The organism is Brevibacillus sp. FSL K6-6036, from assembly GCF_037964015.1.
Lineage (GTDB): Bacteria > Bacillota > Bacilli > Brevibacillales > Brevibacillaceae > Brevibacillus > Brevibacillus borstelensis.
On sequence record NZ_CP150173.1, the window covers coordinates 879211 to 895118 of the forward strand.

Annotated in this window: 14 protein-coding genes; 10 read left to right on the forward strand and 4 right to left on the reverse strand. The window is 54.1% G+C overall.

Annotated features, from left to right (window positions below; translation table 11 throughout):
* The first annotated feature begins 240 nt into the window (after positions 1–240).
* Together NST37_RS04535 and NST37_RS04540 are read left to right on the forward strand one after the other, a co-directional pair.
* Complete coding sequence (locus NST37_RS04535) at positions 241–660, forward strand: GNAT family acetyltransferase (RefSeq protein WP_172920102.1); 420 nt, start codon at positions 241–243, stop codon at positions 658–660.
* 95 nt (positions 661–755) lie between these two features.
* The gene (locus tag NST37_RS04540) at positions 756–1586 is read left to right on the forward strand and encodes a protein-glutamine gamma-glutamyltransferase (protein WP_003390971.1); all 831 of its coding nucleotides are present in this window, start codon (positions 756–758) and stop codon (positions 1584–1586) included.
* Positions 1587–1667: 81 nt separating this feature from the next.
* On the opposite strand, the gene solA is transcribed toward NST37_RS04540, so the two are convergent.
* Entirely contained in the window at positions 1668–2798 is a 1131-nt protein-coding gene (gene solA / locus NST37_RS04545) for an N-methyl-L-tryptophan oxidase (protein ID WP_339186346.1), read from the reverse strand.
* A 195-nt stretch (positions 2799–2993) separates the two neighbouring features.
* On the opposite strand from solA, the gene NST37_RS04550 reads away from it, so the two are divergent.
* From NST37_RS04550 to NST37_RS04575, 6 genes are all read left to right on the forward strand, one after another.
* A complete protein-coding gene (locus NST37_RS04550; protein WP_339186348.1) occupies positions 2994–4721 on the forward strand; it encodes a methyl-accepting chemotaxis protein in 1728 nt (575 codons plus the stop codon).
* A 320-nt stretch (positions 4722–5041) separates the two neighbouring features.
* On the forward strand, positions 5042–5824 hold the full coding sequence (locus NST37_RS04555; protein WP_003390977.1) for an IucA/IucC family C-terminal-domain containing protein: 783 nt from the start codon (positions 5042–5044) through the stop codon (positions 5822–5824).
* Between the two features lie 216 nt (positions 5825–6040).
* On the forward strand, positions 6041–6772 hold the full coding sequence (locus NST37_RS04560) for a ZIP family metal transporter (RefSeq protein WP_003390979.1): 732 nt from the start codon (positions 6041–6043) through the stop codon (positions 6770–6772).
* Positions 6773–6886: 114 nt separating this feature from the next.
* Positions 6887–7690: a flagellar motor stator protein MotA gene (gene motA / locus NST37_RS04565; RefSeq protein WP_003390981.1), complete on the forward strand. Its 804-nt coding sequence runs from the start codon at positions 6887–6889 to the stop codon at positions 7688–7690.
* Positions 7683–8501: a flagellar motor protein MotB gene (gene motB / locus NST37_RS04570; RefSeq protein WP_003390984.1), complete on the forward strand. Its 819-nt coding sequence runs from the start codon at positions 7683–7685 to the stop codon at positions 8499–8501. The genes motA and motB overlap by 8 nt, the downstream gene beginning before the upstream one ends.
* Positions 8502–8678: 177 nt before the next feature.
* A complete protein-coding gene (locus NST37_RS04575) occupies positions 8679–9500 on the forward strand; it encodes an alpha/beta fold hydrolase (RefSeq protein WP_051925403.1) in 822 nt (273 codons plus the stop codon).
* A gap of 178 nt (positions 9501–9678) precedes the next feature.
* Here the strand turns inward: NST37_RS04575 and NST37_RS04580 are convergent, their stop codons facing one another.
* The 3 genes from NST37_RS04580 to NST37_RS04590 form a co-directional block, all read right to left on the reverse strand.
* The gene (locus NST37_RS04580) at positions 9679–10617 is read right to left on the reverse strand and encodes a macrolide 2'-phosphotransferase (protein ID WP_003390990.1); all 939 of its coding nucleotides are present in this window, start codon (positions 10615–10617) and stop codon (positions 9679–9681) included.
* Positions 10618–11247: 630 nt separating this feature from the next.
* Positions 11248–11583 carry a hypothetical protein gene (locus NST37_RS04585; RefSeq protein ID WP_339186350.1) on the reverse strand — a complete coding sequence of 112 codons (336 nt, stop codon included), beginning with the start codon at positions 11581–11583 and terminating at the stop codon, positions 11248–11250.
* Positions 11584–11995: 412 nt separating this feature from the next.
* Positions 11996–12466 (reverse strand): low molecular weight protein-tyrosine-phosphatase, encoded by a 471-nt coding sequence (locus NST37_RS04590; RefSeq protein ID WP_039069999.1) that lies wholly within the window; start codon positions 12464–12466, stop codon positions 11996–11998.
* 94 nt (positions 12467–12560) lie between these two features.
* Between NST37_RS04590 and atoS the strand changes: the two genes are divergently transcribed.
* Complete coding sequence (gene atoS, locus NST37_RS04595) at positions 12561–14381, forward strand: two-component system sensor histidine kinase AtoS (RefSeq protein ID WP_024985392.1); 1821 nt, start codon at positions 12561–12563, stop codon at positions 14379–14381.
* 2 nt (positions 14382–14383) lie between these two features.
* Positions 14384–15811, forward strand: a complete 1428-nt coding sequence (locus tag NST37_RS04600; RefSeq protein ID WP_003390996.1) for a sigma 54-interacting transcriptional regulator — start codon at positions 14384–14386, stop codon at positions 15809–15811.
* Positions 15812–15908: the final 97 nt, after the last annotated feature.

Here is a 15908-nt window from a genome sequence, read left to right on the forward strand (position 1 = left end):
GGTTGTATGGAATGAGGTGGTTGCCACAAAAGAACCGATGATGATCTCATCTCCGTCAAGCTTCCCTTCATAAACCGTACCATTGTGATCACCCGAGCCTTATTATGCCGCATCTACGATTAACCAATTGAGCGGAATAAAGTCTAAAGTCCCTTCTATTCCAAACCTTGGCCGATAAGCCGCCAAAATTTGTAGTATAATCATTCAATATTTCAAATCTTCCACCAAGGTGATGAGACGATGGACATTCGTTCTTTCCAGATGACAGACTATGAGGCGGTAGTAGAGCTATGGATGCGTGCAGGGCTGACCCCGTCGCCCTCCGACAGCCGGGAAGCGATCGAAAAAAAACTGCAGCGGGACCCGGAGCTGTTCCTGGTAGCCACCGAGCAAGACCAGTTAATCGGTGCCGTCATGGGCGCTTTCGACGGTCGCCGGGGATGGGTCTACCACCTGGCCGTCGATCCAGAATCCCAGGGCAAACAAATCGGACGCCTGCTTATGAACGAGCTGGAGGAGCGGATGAGGGCAGTCGGCTGCGATAAGATGAATTTATTGGTGGCGCAAGATAACGTGCGAGTCGGAGCGTTCTATCAAAAGCTAGGCTTCACCCGCGATGACGTATTTTTCATGGGAAAGTGGATCAATCGGCAGTCATAAACGCGAAAGACACCAACCGCTGTTCACAGAACAGTGATAATCCCGCCCAGCCTGCATACAGTGTAGCAATGCGTCAGGAAGGGGGAATATCAGGCGTGATCAGTATCGCAGGAATGCCAGTCGACCCGGCGGCATTGGCCAGCGAATGGCGTTTGAACAGCGTCCAGCGCGAGACTGTCGACAGAATGGCTCGGGCGGGGGAAGTGTTTGACTATCCAAATGCCGAATTGCTCCGCTACGAGCTCAGACTGCGCAATCAAATTGTCGTTTCCTCCCTGCAGCTGTTCCGGAGCGGCCTGGCTTTTGCCACCTTTGAGGAGACGAGATGCAACGAAAGGTTTTGGGTGCGGACGGATTACGGAGGGTGCATGCTCCGGCCCGAGGTGCCTCCGTCCATCGCTATCGAAGACATTTTCCGAAACGGCCATGCCTATGCGTTTGAATGCGCGACCGCAATGGTCATTATTTTGTATCACGCAGTTTTGCAGACGATTCGCAGGGCAGATTTTGACCAATTGTTCAGAGGCATTTTGCTTTATGACTGGAGGTATGATCAGGATCTTCGGCTGACTACAGAGCAAACGCGCACCTTTTTGCCAGGGGATATTCTCTACTTTGAAAATCCCGAGTACCGGCTGGATGAGCCGGAGTGGCAGGGGGAAAATGCCGTCGACTTGGGCAATGGCAGATATTTTGGGCATGGGATCGGTGTCGAAACCGCGGAGGGGATCCTCCATCATCTGAACGGCAAGCGCAGACCCGGAGCGACGAGACGCGCCCAACTGCTGAGCCAGGCGACGCGGCCTGGTTTTGCATACCTGGCTGCTTTTGAGGATACCGGGGGAATCCGCTTCATGTCTGGAAGCACGGAGACAGAAGCCGGGAAAATCAGGGCGGAGATCGGGTCGGCAGTATGGGAGCTGTGATGAAAGCCGTTATGAAAGCCGTTATGAAAGCAGGCCGGTAGAGGTTTCTACTCTTCCCGGCCTGTTGTTGTTATGGGGCGCCTACCAGCGGCCGATGGCAAAACGGGACAGGTCATGGACCGCAGTTCCGCTGGTCAACAGCTGACTGGCAGCCTCTCCGACCGCGCTTGCAAACTTGAAGCCATGTCCGGAAAAACCGGCGGCAATGACGATGTGCGGGTACTCTGGATGCTTGTCGATGATGAAATCCTCGTCCGGAGTAAAGGTGTACAAGCATACCTTGCCTTGACGCAACGGCCCGGCTGCCTGCGGCATGAATCTTTCCAGAAACGAGCGGGTATCCGCTTCGTCGGAAGGATACGTCCCAAACGTGCGGTCGAGTTGATCGGGGTGCACCGGTTGGCCGCCGTCATGGCGCCCGATTTTGACACCAGCCCCGTCAAAGCTGGGGAAGCCGTAAAAGATCGAGTCCGGCAAATCAAAAATAAATGCGGGAAACCGGTCGGAACGGTACAGGCTCTCGTCTGCTTCAAACCAGGAGACCGTTTTTCGCGTAGGCGTCAGTGGCAGGGAAAGGCCGAGAGAAGTCAGTACATCCGGGTTCCATGCTCCGGCGCTGATCAGCAGCCTGTCGCAGGCGTAGGTGCCATGTTCGGTTGCGACCACCGCACCATCCGGCGCCGCAGAAATTTCTTTTACCCGTTCGTTGACCAGAAGCTCTGCACCGTGGAGAAGCGCTTGCTGTCGATAGGCCCGGATACAGTCTTCGCTGTAAAGGACACCGGAGGTAGGCTCGTAGCACCCGGTGAAATCGTCCGGCATGTGTATCCCCGGCCAACGCTTAGCTGCCTCTTTCGCGCTGAGAACCTCCAGCGGAAGCGAATAGCGCTCTGCACTCTTTTGCACATTTTGCACGAAGCGAGAGTCGCGAGGACCGCCGCTTAGTACGCCTGTCTGTACAAACAGGCGCTTTCCTGATGCCTCCTCCAGCTCCTTCCACAGCTCCATGGCCCGAATCGTCAATGGCACATACAGCTCGCCTTCTCCGTATGCATGACGGATGATGCGCGTGTCGCCGTGGTGGCTTCCCATCTGGTGCGGCGGGTCGCCGGCGTCGATCAGCAAGGTATGGACCCCTTGCCTGGCCAGGTAGTAGCCGGCTGCCATTCCCATGGAACCGGCCCCGACAATAATGACATCATAGTGTTTCACAGTGGCTTCCTCCTCTTCCCACAGTGCTGACTCATACTGTTTTTCAAACTATTATCCTACAGATGCATCGCGAGGTCGAGGCGGCATTGTTGGTACTTTCAGAAAGTTTTCTCCCTCTGGTTTCATTTGTAAAAAAATCGGGAAATACATAGCAAGCTAAACCAAAAAATTTAACCGAACGAAGCGGGTGGTTGCATGAAAATGACCATAGGGAAAAAATTAAGCGGGGCTTTTTCGATCTTGCTAGTCATCATGATCCTTTCCGGTTTTTTGGCCGTATACAAAATGCACAAGCTGAACGCGAAGGTTTCGGAGTTTACCAACGGCTGGATGCCCGGTCTGCAGGCGGTGCTGGAAATAAATGCCGCACTCCAGACGATCTACGCCTACGATCAAAGCCTGTATGCCACAGTAAATGCGGCCGACAAAGAGAAAATCGTCAAACAAATCGAAGAGCAGTTTCTCTATGTGGAGGAAAAAACCAAGGATTACGAAAAGACGGTTCAAACCAGTGAAGATGCTGAAATTTTTGGGAACCTGCAAAGAACCCTTGAGGTTTATAAGACGTTCAATAATCGCATTGTCGAGTCCGGGAAGGAAATAGACGTGTCCACCGTGGCTACGCCGGAGGATTTGAAGCGGTTGGAAGAGCTACGCCTGCAAGCCGACATGCTGTTCAAGGAACGGCAGCAATACGTGGATGAATTAAAGAAACGAAACAGCGAGGGGGCCAATCAAGCGGTCGCGGAAAGCTATCAGCTTTATCGGGACGGCATGCGGGATACACTGCTCCTGCTTGTCATCTCGCTCGCTGGCGGGATTCTTCTGGCGGTTGGTTTGACCAGAAATATCCGCAATCCGCTCGTTAAGCTGGTGGCAAACGTAAAAGAGGTGGCGTCTGGAAATTTGCGCGTGGAACCGTTGATCATCAAGAATCGGGACGAGTTTGCCAGCCTGACGCAGTCCTTTAATGAAATGACAGCCAGCTTGCAAACCTTGATCCGTCAGGTGAGCACGTCATCAGAGCAGGTGGCGGCATCTGCCGAGGAGTTGACGGCAAGCGCGGAACAAACGAGCAAGGCGACAGAACAAATTGCCGTGACCGTTCAGGAGGTAGCAGCAGGAACGGACAGGCAGGTCAGGAGCGTCGATGAAGGCTCCAGAGTGGTTCGTGAAATGACAGCCAGCATCCAGCATATCGCGGCCAATGCGCAGAGTGCGTCTTCTACAGCTGTTCAGGTGGCGGAGCTGGCAGGCGAAGGAAATCAGGCTATTCAAGCCGCGGTACAGCAAATGAGCGCCATTCACGATTCCATACGCAATCTAGCGGGGGCTGTAGAAGGACTGGGCAAACATTCCCAAGAGATCGGCCACATTATCGAAGTGATTACGGGAATTGCAGAACAGACCAATCTATTGGCATTGAATGCGGCGATTGAGGCGGCCCGGGCCGGTGAGCACGGAAGAGGCTTTGCCGTCGTAGCGGACGAGGTCCGCAAGCTCGCCGAGCAGTCTTCCCAGTCGGCCGCACAGATTGCCAAGTTGATCAATACGATTCAGGAGGAGACCGTGCGGGCAGTCGATTCCATGCAGGCGGGGAATCGGGAAGTGCAGTCCGGCATCGCGGCCGTTCATCAGGCAGGAGAAACCTTCGGACAAATCCAGTACTCGATCCAGGACGTCACCGAGCAGATCCAGGATGTCTCCGCCGCAGTTCAGCAGGTGTCAGCCCATACCGATCAGGTAGTCGAAGTGATCAGCTTGATCGCCGAAGGATCCGACGTCACGGCAGACGGCACGCAAAATGTCTCGGCCGCTACGGAAGAGCAACTGGCTTCCATGGAGGAGATAGCCGCTTCGGCGACATCGCTGTCCAAGCTGGCGGAGGAGCTGCAGGATACTGTCTCCGCATTTAAAATATAGCGCCAGTCGTTGGTTGAAGAGCTGGATGGATGCAGATTGCTGCATAGAACGCGAATAGTTTGGTGAATAGTTTGGTGTAAGGCTGTAGGGCTGTAGGGCGGTAAGTCTCTACGGCCTTTTTCATGTAAATCCGGATGATAACAGCTTGTTTCAAAAAACAACAGAAGGCGGAGCTCTTGCAGACAGGTACAATCGGCAAGAACTTCAAGTTTTTTTCGCAAACACTTGTAACCGAGAAGACGGAGGCATATAATAAGTTGTAACTGATAATGAAAATCATTGATAACGGCATGAATCAACACAGTGGAAGGATGGAACCGATGGGAACCGATTGGAATACAGCCGTACTTGAGCAGAAATACCGCATCTCGTTTGCCGATGAGATCAATGCTCCGCTTGTCTTTTCAGCCGAAGGTCTGCTTCGAAAAGAGACAAGCATGATGTTTCTGCGGCAGGTAGGAGAACAGATCGGATCTCCCGGCAGCGTTGTGACGGCATCCCTCTTCTTTAAACGGTTCCTCGCTCTGATGACCGGCGCTCTGCATGCCATGTCCCATGATTCGGTGGGCTTGCAGCTTTCTCTTGCCAATGTTGTGTTAACAGGAGAAAAAAGCTGGAGCATTCCGCGATTTGTCCTGCTTGATCAATCCGTCAGCAGACCGGAAGACGGAAGCCGCGCACAGTGGCGGGAGCAGGTCGTCCGCGAACTGTTTGCGGGTACGATCCAGCCATTGATTGCGGCGCTTTGTGCAGCTACTTCTGTTAAAGCCCATGTTCTGTGGGCCCACGCTTCGTACCTTGTGCATTTTTACTACAAGCGCTGGCAGGATGCGGCGGAGTCTGCAGAGCTCAAGAGGCAGATTGCCGACGACTATCACTACCTGACCAAAGCAGCCGATCCGTCCGTGTTTGGCCTGAAAAAAGGCCAGCCCCTCGACACTTCCTATACGATGATTCCCCATCCGTCGGGCAAGGGAGAGCCGATCCAGATCCGGCACCAATGCTGCTTCCAATACCGGCTGGAGGGCGGGCGATGCTGCTATACATGTCCGCACCTCAATGAAACCCAGCGCGTCGAGCAGATTCTCGCGCTCGGCCACTAAGCATTGCCACTACGATCATAAACAGTGCTGTCTGATGACGGCACTGTTTTTAGTTTTGTTCACTGATAGGTCCCCGACATGTATAAAATCGGGATTTCGTCGTATAAGTACAGGGATGGCAGTGCAGGACTTTGGCATATTCGCAAGTTTTTCCACGGACTTGTGCATCCGTGATATGATGTTGGAATCATCGTACTCGGCCCTGGGGGTATATTCATGGAACAACTGGTAGTGGGCAGTTTATTATCTGCATTGGCAACGGGAGCAGGCGCTCTTCCCATTCTTTTCTTTAAACAGGTTACCCATCGCTGGCGGGATATTTTATTGGCGTTTACAGCCGGAATCATGATGGCTGCTTCTACGTTCAGCCTGATCCCGCAGGCATTGGCAAATGAACGCTTGATCGTCGTCTGTCTCGGGGTGTTGACGGGAACCATCCTCTTGACGCTGCTTGAGAGCGTCATTCCGCACATCGATCTCGAACACACGCGGGCGAATATCTCGATGGACTCGCAGTCATTGCTCATTTTGTCGGCCATTACGCTGCATAACATTCCGGAGGGACTCTCCGTCGGCGTCAGTTATTCATCCGAACAGAGCGGCTTGGGCGGCCTGATCGCCTTTGCCATCGGCGTCCAGAATGCGCCGGAGGGCTTCCTCGTAGCCTTGTTTTTGATCAATCAGCGGGTCAGCCGCTTTAAAGCCTTTTTGCTCGCGACTCTGACGGGATCAGTCGAGATTGTGTCTTCGTTTGCCGGGTATTACCTGACGTCCTTCGTAGAGGGATTGGTGTCTTACGGACTGGCGTTTGCGGCCGGAGCGATGCTGTTTATCGTGTACAAGGAACTGATTCCCGAAAGCCACGGAGACGGCCATGAGCGCTCCGCTACCTTTTCTTTTATCGTCGGACTGCTCGTGATGATTTGCCTGATCAGATGGTTTGGATGAGGTTTTTCACAAAACTGTCCCGATTTTCCGCAACTTTCTCTCACAACCGACGGCAGAATTACCGAAACCATATATAGAGATATTTTTCGAACACGGTAGTTAGGGAGTGTCACAATGGAAAAATCGACCTTGCTCGGTATTGTATTAGGGATTATTGCAGTTGTCGTCGGGATGATCTTGAAACACGCGAGTCCGAGTGCCTTGCTGAATCCGGCAGCCTTCATGATTATTATCGTCGGTACGGTTGCGGCTCTGATGAACGCGTTTCCCCTTTCGGAAATCAAACGGATTCCTGCACTCTTCAAAATTTTGTTCACCGAACAGAAGCTGCCGTCCAAGCGGGAGCTGATCGACCAGTTTATGAACTGGGCTTCCATCGCTCGCCGCGAAGGCCTGCTGGCGCTGGAAAACACCTCGGACGAGATCGAGGACCCGTTTCTGAAAAACGGCATGAAAATGATCATCGACGGCGGAGAGCCGGAGTTTGTCCGGGACGTCTTGAATGAAGAGATTTACGCCATCGAAGAGCGGCACCAGTCCGGCGCACTGATCTTCAGCCAGGCGGGAAGCTACGCGCCGACGCTCGGGGTATTGGGTGCGGTAGTCGGCTTGATCGCCGCCCTGGGGAACCTGAGCGATATCGATGCTCTCGGCGTGTCGATTGCGGCGGCATTCGTGGCGACGCTGCTGGGGATTTTCACCGGGTACGTTTTGTGGCACCCGTTCGCGACCAAGCTGAAGCGCAAATCCAAGCGCGAGATCGAGATCAAAAAAATTATGGTGGAAGGACTCCTTTCCATTCAAGCGGGTGTTTCCCCTGCGGCTATCGAGCAGAAGCTCCTTGTCTACATTCCTTTGCAGGAACGTGCAGCAGTGAAGGAGGAGAAGAAGGAGGAGGAGGCCGCAGTAAATGGCTAAGCATTCCAAACGTCACGGCAATCATGAAGAGCACATGGATGAATCCTGGCTGATTCCTTACGCGGACCTGCTGACCTTGCTGCTGGCCCTGTTTATCGTATTGTTTGCCTCCAGCAAGATGGACGCGAAAAAATTCGACCAAATGGTTCGTTCCTTTGATGTGGCGCTGAATGGCGGGATCGGCGTGTTTAACCAGCCGAGCCCCGTGCCGCTCGACCCGTCGCTGCCCCAGCAGACCTTGCATATGGGCAAGGAGACGGACGACAAGGAAAAGACCGAGGAAGAAAAGAAGATGGAAGAGGCCATCCGCAAAGAGACGGAGGATCTGAAGAAGCTTCAGCAGCGCATGGAAGACTACATCAAGGCAAACAATCTGGGAGACAAGCTGCAGACTCAGCTGACGGACGAAGGCCTGCTGATTACGATTTTGGACAATGCCCTGTTCGATTCCGGAAAAGCAGACCTCAAGCCGGAGGCCCGCAAATTGGCCGCAGAGATGGCTTCCATGCTGGTGCCGCATCCGAAAAAGGTGACGGTTACCGGCCATACGGACAACGTTCCGATCCATCGTGCCGAATTTCCGTCCAACTGGGATCTCAGCGTGAAGCGCTCCGTCAACTTTTTGAAGGTCCTGCTCGAAAACAGCAATTTGGACCCGTCCAAGTTCAGCGCGACGGGGATGGGCGAGTACCATCCGGTGGCATCCAATGCGACACCGGAGGGAAGAGCGAAAAACAGGCGTGTTGAGGTGGCGATCCTGCGTGATCTGGCATCGCCGCCAAAGAGCAGCCCTCCGCCGGCGACCGAGTAGATGAAAACAAAAGACCAACTGGCTAAAGGACAGCGGTTTTTCGCCGCTGTTCTTTTTTCTTGAAGGGCTTGGCTGACCAGGCAGGAAGCCTTGACAATCAAAGAGGAAAAAGGAATAATACAGATGTATAACAAAGTAAATTAATCGGAATACTTTTAATAAAGAGGGGGAGTTCAGGTGAGATATGTAGAACGGTCGGTTCGGATTCCTTTTGACCAATATGAGCTGGCTGCCACTATTCATGAGCCTGAGCTGGTACGGAAAGACGACAGCCTTGCTGATACAACATTGTTGATATGTCACGGATTTGTGGGCAACCGGATTGGGGTGGACCGGCTCTTCGTCAAAGCGGCCCGCGATCTGGCAGTGTCTGGTCTGACAGTGGTCCGATTTGACTACGGCGGATGCGGGGAAAGCGAAGGAGATTACGGTGCCGGAGGACTGGAGCTTTTGGTCAGACAGACTCGTGAGGTGCTTGCTTATGTACGCTGCCGTGAGCAGGGCCGTGCTGCCCGCAGAGTTATTCTGCTGGGACACAGTTTGGGCGGAGCCGTTTCTGTCATTACGGCTTCATTGGAGCAGAACATCGACGGCTTGATCCTCTGGGCCCCTGTCCCGCGTCCGTTTGAGGATATTGTGCGGATTGTGGGCGAGCAAGGGTACGAGGAGGCTGTGCAATACGGCCGGACCGATCACCGGGGGTACTCCTTGCAGGAGACATTCTTCCAGTCGCTCCATGCCTACGACCCGTTGCAGCAAGCGGGTCAATTTGACGGTGATGTCCTGCTGCTTCACGGAAACAGGGACGAAGTCATCCCGCTGGACTCTCTCTTTCACTATGAACGCGAATTTCGTCTCCGCAAGAGCGGACACTGCGAGACGGAGATTATCGTACGGGGGGATCATACTTTTTCGGCGCAAGACGCCTACCAGCGGCTGGTCGGGAGAACGAGCAGCTGGCTGAGCGTATTTGCCGGAAGCGAAACCGTGGCGATATAAGCAAAGGGCCAGGGGTTTGGCTGAAGAGATTCTGCCTTGGCACAAAAGATTTTGGTACAAAAGAGGTTGACACAAAAGAGAAAGAGACAAAGATCGCAGGGAACGGTCTTTGTCTCTTTGTTTATAATCCTCTTTGTCTTCAGTACCAATCTGGAAAGAGCTTCTCTCTCGAGTGAGGTTACTCTTGTTTTTGTTCGAGCAGACCAAGCGCTCCCTGAGCCATCTCCATGTGTTCTTCTTTGCCCGTGTGCAAGGCGAACATGCCGATCAGTACCGGATAGGCGGCCCATTGCTCGGCGATATGCTCGCGCATGCGGGGCCACACTCGGCCGCCAAAAGCCTGGTACTGGTTCAACAAGACATCAAGTCCGCTTTCTCCAAACAGCGCGTAATAAATGGTGAAATCCGTTCCGGGGTTCGTTACTTCTGCTTCTGTCCAATCCAGAAGTCCCGTCACCTGATTACCCTCGTTTATCAGAATGTGCGGCGGGTGCAGGTCGCCATGAACCAGCGCGGAATGCTGAGGCCAGTAGCTATCGTCAGCTATCCATCTTTGCCACCTGTCCCACAGCGTATCAGACACTCCGATCTTGCGCTTGATGTCATCCATATTTTTAGCGAAGGTCTCTCGTGCTTCGGCTGGACTCTTCACGCGGATACCGGCAGAAGCCGCCAGATCATGGTCAACCCCATGCAGGGTGGCGAGTGCCTGGGCCAGAGAGCTGACAAAAGCGGCGGGCAGCGGGTCGTGCTCCATTTTCCAAGCGTATCCATTGGACACCGGATCTACCGTTGCAGCGGGAGTTCCCTCCAGCAACGGATAGGCGATCAGCTCAGACGTGTATACACGCCAGTTCGGAACGGCAACAGCCAGATGACGTTGGAGTAGCTGCAGAACCTTGTATTCATTATCCGCTCTGTCCATTACGTCGGGCCGTCTTGGCTTGCGTAAAACCCAAGGCTTGCCGTCTTCATCGGTTACGAATGCGACTTGAAAGTCCATGCCGGACTCATTGATCTCTACGCGACTCGGATCAATCCGAAGACCGTTGTTTTTGGCGATACGCAGCATATCAGCGACAACTGTTTCATGATTTGTTGGTTGAATGGGGTTCATAAGGGCGAGTCCTCCTTTTATTTTGCTCTTGTCTGGAGTAAAACTTGCTCTCTTGGCTGCCCGAGAACTGCGCCAAAACGAAAAAACACAGGCTGCTGCTGCCTGTGTTTGGGATAATCGGAAAGCGTGGATAGCTGCCCGCAGAAGTCGCTTTTTTACGCAAAGCGAAAAACGCCCCTTGCGGCTGAAAGATTGGCCGAGATTGAATAAAATGAACAAAACCGGCGACAGACAGGGTACAATTGCAATGGCAATCACTGCTCCCGAGTACCAGCCTTTTGCATGATAACGTGCAGAAAGCGGCAGGGACACAAACGGACGATCATAACCAAAGCCTGGCGGTGTTCATCTATTCAATGTTATTGGTAGAAAAGCTGCGACCACAACGGATAGACTGACGGAGCCTTTACGCTGTTGTCTTTGTTGCAATAGGTTACGTAAAAATGGGCAGACCAATCCCGATTACCCTGCACACAGGCAGAGCCTTTGAGCACTATGAATGTTTAGTGGCGCAAAGTTCGCAAGCGGGAATAATGGTCTAACACACGTAACCCTCCGTTCCTGTAAGATTCATTCATTATACTTGTTTTTCGTGCGCTTTACAATGGATGGAAAAGGGAGCGGTTCCGTTTATGGATGGGGACCGATCGAATGGAAGTAGTCCTCCTTCTCCAGCCGTTCAGCCAATGGATAGATATGCTTGCGGAAAATGTATCCGTAAGCGGCCAAGATGATGCCGTAGGTCAGCCAGCTTCCGAGGGATAGCGCCGATAGGTACACGCCGTAGCCCTCGATGCCGAACCGGCTGATGAGCAGCGCCCGGATCCCGGCTTTGACAAAGACCCGTAGTCCCATAAGGAAGGTAAGCAACAAAAACCAGCGATATGCCTCCGGGTGTCGAAATAACCGCAGGCTGCTCTGAACGGGATAGCCCATGGAAGCAGCGACATCAACAGAAAAGAGCATAGCGGCGGGTTCTTTTTACTGCAATCGACAGAAAAAAGAACAGGCCGAGTGCTGCATCGGTGTATATATTGTTCCGCAGCAGCCATTCAGGGGAATCGGAAAGTAGGTCGAGGAAACGGGGGATAAGCAGTGTCGCGAGCAAAAAGACACCCGTAAACGTGAAGCGCCGGTCTTTGAACAGCACGTAAAGGCCATAGCAAAAGCCTGCAGCCCTGACAAGAGAATCGCACTGTAGTCCCCGAGGACAGGCCTGCCGTAAGACCACACGAGGAGAGGCAGCGGCAGAAAAAAAGCAGCTTCCAAAAAGACTCTTTTCATCTGTAACACTCCACTCCCGAAAAACAGCCTTGAAGCTACAGGATTTACCACATGATTATAGACAAGAAGCGATACCTATGCCAAGTGAAATCTCTCACTTAGCCGGGGTTTCGCTCTTTTTGATTTCCTCCAATAACCCCCGGCATCCAGCTTCCACTAGCTGATATACATACTCAAACCGTCCGGTATAATACGGGTCCTCGACGTCTCTCTCCGGCAAATGTGCGGCAAAGTCCATCAAGCGGTGGACATGCACTCCTGGAGGGGCCATCCGCTTTAGAGCGGCCAGATTTTCTTCATCCATGCAGACGATGTAGTCAAAGGTGGAAAAGTCGTCTTGGGTGATCTGACGAGCTTTCAAGCTTTCGTGGGCGATTCCTTTCCCGGACAGAACCTTGCGCGTACCGCTGTGGGGTGGCTCACCGGCGTGCCAGCCCCCGATACCCGCCGAGTCGATGGAGATCTGGCCGCTCATCCCTTCCGACGCGACCATATGGCGAAAAACGGCTTCGGCCATCGGAGAGCGGCAGATGTTGCCCAGGCAAACAAATAGGACATGTGTCATGGCTGTTGCTCCTTTCCTTGCAAAACGTTCTCGAAACTTCTGTATGATAGAATACCATAGAGAGGGACAAAAAGAGAGGGACGGGAAGGTTATTGTGAAGTCATATGTGTACCGCATCCGCTTTATCGTGTCCGTCATCGCCGTTACCGTTCTGCCCATCATCGTGACAGGAGTTGTGCTGTTGAAAGCGGCGGAGCAGGCGCTCTTGCAGGAGAAGGAGAAAAAGCTGCTGGCGATCACAGAGCAGCTTGATTTTGCCCTGTCGCAAGATTTTGAAAACGTATTGCGTGAAGAGGGGCTGCAGAACGCCTCGCGCGAGCAGCAGATCGCAGCGCTGAACCGGAAGCTTGAGCAGCTAACCGATCAGATCGCAACCGCTCATCCGGGCATCGGTGTCGGCTATTATGCGAGGCGGCTGGACGCGATCATTACATACGGCCCCAGCCGGGAAATGGGCCAGCATGTGGGCATGCCCATCGCGCCGGATCATCCGGGAAGACAGGTGATGAGCCGGCGGTCAGCCGATGTTGTCGTCGGTCCGCAGGTGCGCGGCGAAATTATGAATGCGATGTATCCGATCGAACGGAACGGAGAGGTGATCGGCTACGCATGGGCAAATGAACTGATGCAAAGCATTGATATACAGCTCGCCGGAATGCGCCAAGGCATCTACTCCATCGTAGGGATTGGCTGTGTGATTGCAGCCGTAGCCAGCGGACTGATGATACACAGAGGCGAGATCATTTTGCAGGAAATCAAAGAAGGCTTGCGGCGGCTCAGTCTCGACCTTTCCTTTCGGATGAAACCGGCGAAGGGCGAACCGGGCGAGATATTCGAGGCGATCAACAAAATGGCAGGCGACCTGCAGGCGAGCCGCAGCCATACAGAAACGATCATTCACAGCATGGAGAGCGGTGTCATCGCACTGGACCACCGCGGCCGCGTCACGGCATGGAATGAAGCGGCGACCCGCATTACAGGGGTCAGTCTGGAACAGGCGATGGGCCGGGACTACGAGGATGTGTTTCGCGGAGAAGAGGAGATTTTGAAAGCGCTGTCCGATGCGCTTGGCGAGGGAAAAACGACACGGGATGCGGAATGGAGCCCTCGGGGCGCGGGCAGAGCCAGACTGTTCGTAAAAATCGGCACGTTTATCTGGAAGAGTCCGATGGAGCAGGTGCTTGGCGCGATCATTGTGATGGATGACCGAACCGAATGGAAACGGATGGAGTCGAGTCTGGCTCAGGCCAAAAGGCTGGCGGTGATCGGGGAGCTGGCGGCCAGCATTGCCCATGAAGTCCGCAACCCGCTCACCTCGATCAAGGCTTTTGCGCAAATCATCGAGGAGGAGCTGCCTGCCGGGCATGACAGTCGGGAATACACGGGGATCATCGTCGACGAGGTGGAACGGCTGAATCGGTTTGCCGATGAGCTGCTGCTCTTTTCCCGGCCCAATGAAGAGCATCATGTGCCCTCGCGTGTCGGAGAGGTGCTCGATCAGACGCTGCTGCTCATCGAGCGCCGCGCCGTCAGCCAAGGAGTCTTCTTGCAAAAGGTGTATCGGGATGCGCCTGCAACTGTTCTGGCTTCACCCGAGCTGCTCAAGCAGGTATTTCTCAATATTTTGATCAATGCCCTGCAAGCATTGAGGGACGGGGGACTGCTGCTGGTGGAGACAGAGGCAGTGGATGGACATGTTTGCATTCAGATCACCAACGAAGGACCGCCTATCGCGGAAGAGCATCTGTTGACCGTGTTTGAGCCGTTTTTTACGACCAAAAAGTCGGGAACCGGGCTCGGCCTTGCCATATCGCAACGGATCGTGCAGGCGTACGGCGGGCAAATTTTCGCCCGCAATGTGGACATGGGCGTGCAGTTCACTGTGGTGCTGCCCGCCAAAAAGGAGGAGGCATAGCGATGAAAAAACGAGTGCTGCTGGTCGATGACGAAATCAATGTCCGAAAAGCGCTGACCACGGCGCTTCGGAAGGTGGGATATGAGACGAAAGAAGCATCCAGCGGAAGAGAAGCGCTGGAGCTTTTGAAAGACTTCCGCCCTGAAGTCATGCTGCTCGATTTGCGCATGCCGGAGCAGGACGGAATGGAGACTTTGCGGCGGCTCAGAGACATGCAGCAGATGGAAGACGCTTGTCCCAGCGTAGTGATGATGACGGCCTACGGCTCGGCCAAGGACGTGATGGAAGCGATCAAGCTGGGCGCATTCGACTACGTGCAAAAGCCGTTCGATCTTGGACGGGTCAAACAAGTAGTGGCACAGGCGCTCCGCCAGCGGGAAAGCGACCAGGCCAACCGGCTGAGCGAGGCATCTCTCGACGAGCCGTGGGAGGGCCCCGGTCTGGTCGGTCTCAGCCCGGCCATGCAAGAGGTATACAAACTGGTCGGACGGGTGAGTATGACAAAGTCGACGGTCCTGATCCAGGGCGAGAGCGGCACAGGAAAAGAGCTGATTGCCCGAGCGATTCACAGCAACAGTCCCCGGGCAGGAAAGCCGCTGATCGCCGTCAATTGCGGCGCGATTCCGGAAAATTTGCTGGAGAGCGAGCTGTTTGGGTACGAGCGCGGCGCTTTTACAGGAGCGACGGGGCAGAAGCCGGGCATGGTCGAGCTGGCGGATGGAGGGACGCTGTTTCTGGATGAGGTCGGCGAGCTCAGTCCAAGCCTGCAGGTAAAACTGCTCAGAGTGCTCCAGGAGCGCACCTTCGTCAGGCTGGGCGGCATAGAGCCGGTATCCGTAGATGTGAGAATTATTGCTGCGACCAATCGCGATTTGCAGGAGCGTATCCGCCAGGGGCTGTTTCGTGAGGATTTGTACTACCGGCTGAATGTCGTTCCGATCCACATGCCTCCGCTGCGGGAGCGAAAAGAAGATATACCGCTGCTTGCTGAGCACTTTTTAGCCAAATACGGGCGGGAGATGGGCAAGGGGCCGTGCTATCTGTCAAAGGCTGCGATGGAGTCGCTGCTGTCCTATCATTGGCCGGGCAATGTCCGCCAATTGGAGAATACGATTGAGCGGGCATTGGTCATCGCGGGCGGCTCCGCTATTTTGCCTGAGCACGTCGAGGGTCCTTTGCAGGAAACAGAAACGGCAGAGACGGGCAGGATGGGGAGCATGCTCCGTTGGGAGGATCGGACGATGCGGGAAATTATCCAGGAGGTAGAGCGGGAGGCGATTGTCAGAGCGCTGCAAAAGGAGGGGGGAAACAAGCTGCAAACGGCGAAACGGCTGGGGATTTCCAGACGGGCGCTGTTGTACAAGCTGGAGATGTACGGATTGAACGGGACAGACGGTGTGCAAAATGGAGGCGAAGTGCGCAAAAAGTAGCCAGTTCGTTGTCAGATGCTTTATGAAAGCGCATACATGGCGTGGGGTTGGCTCTCTGAAAAGACTGGCACGCCAGTTGCATTCTCCTGACAAAGAA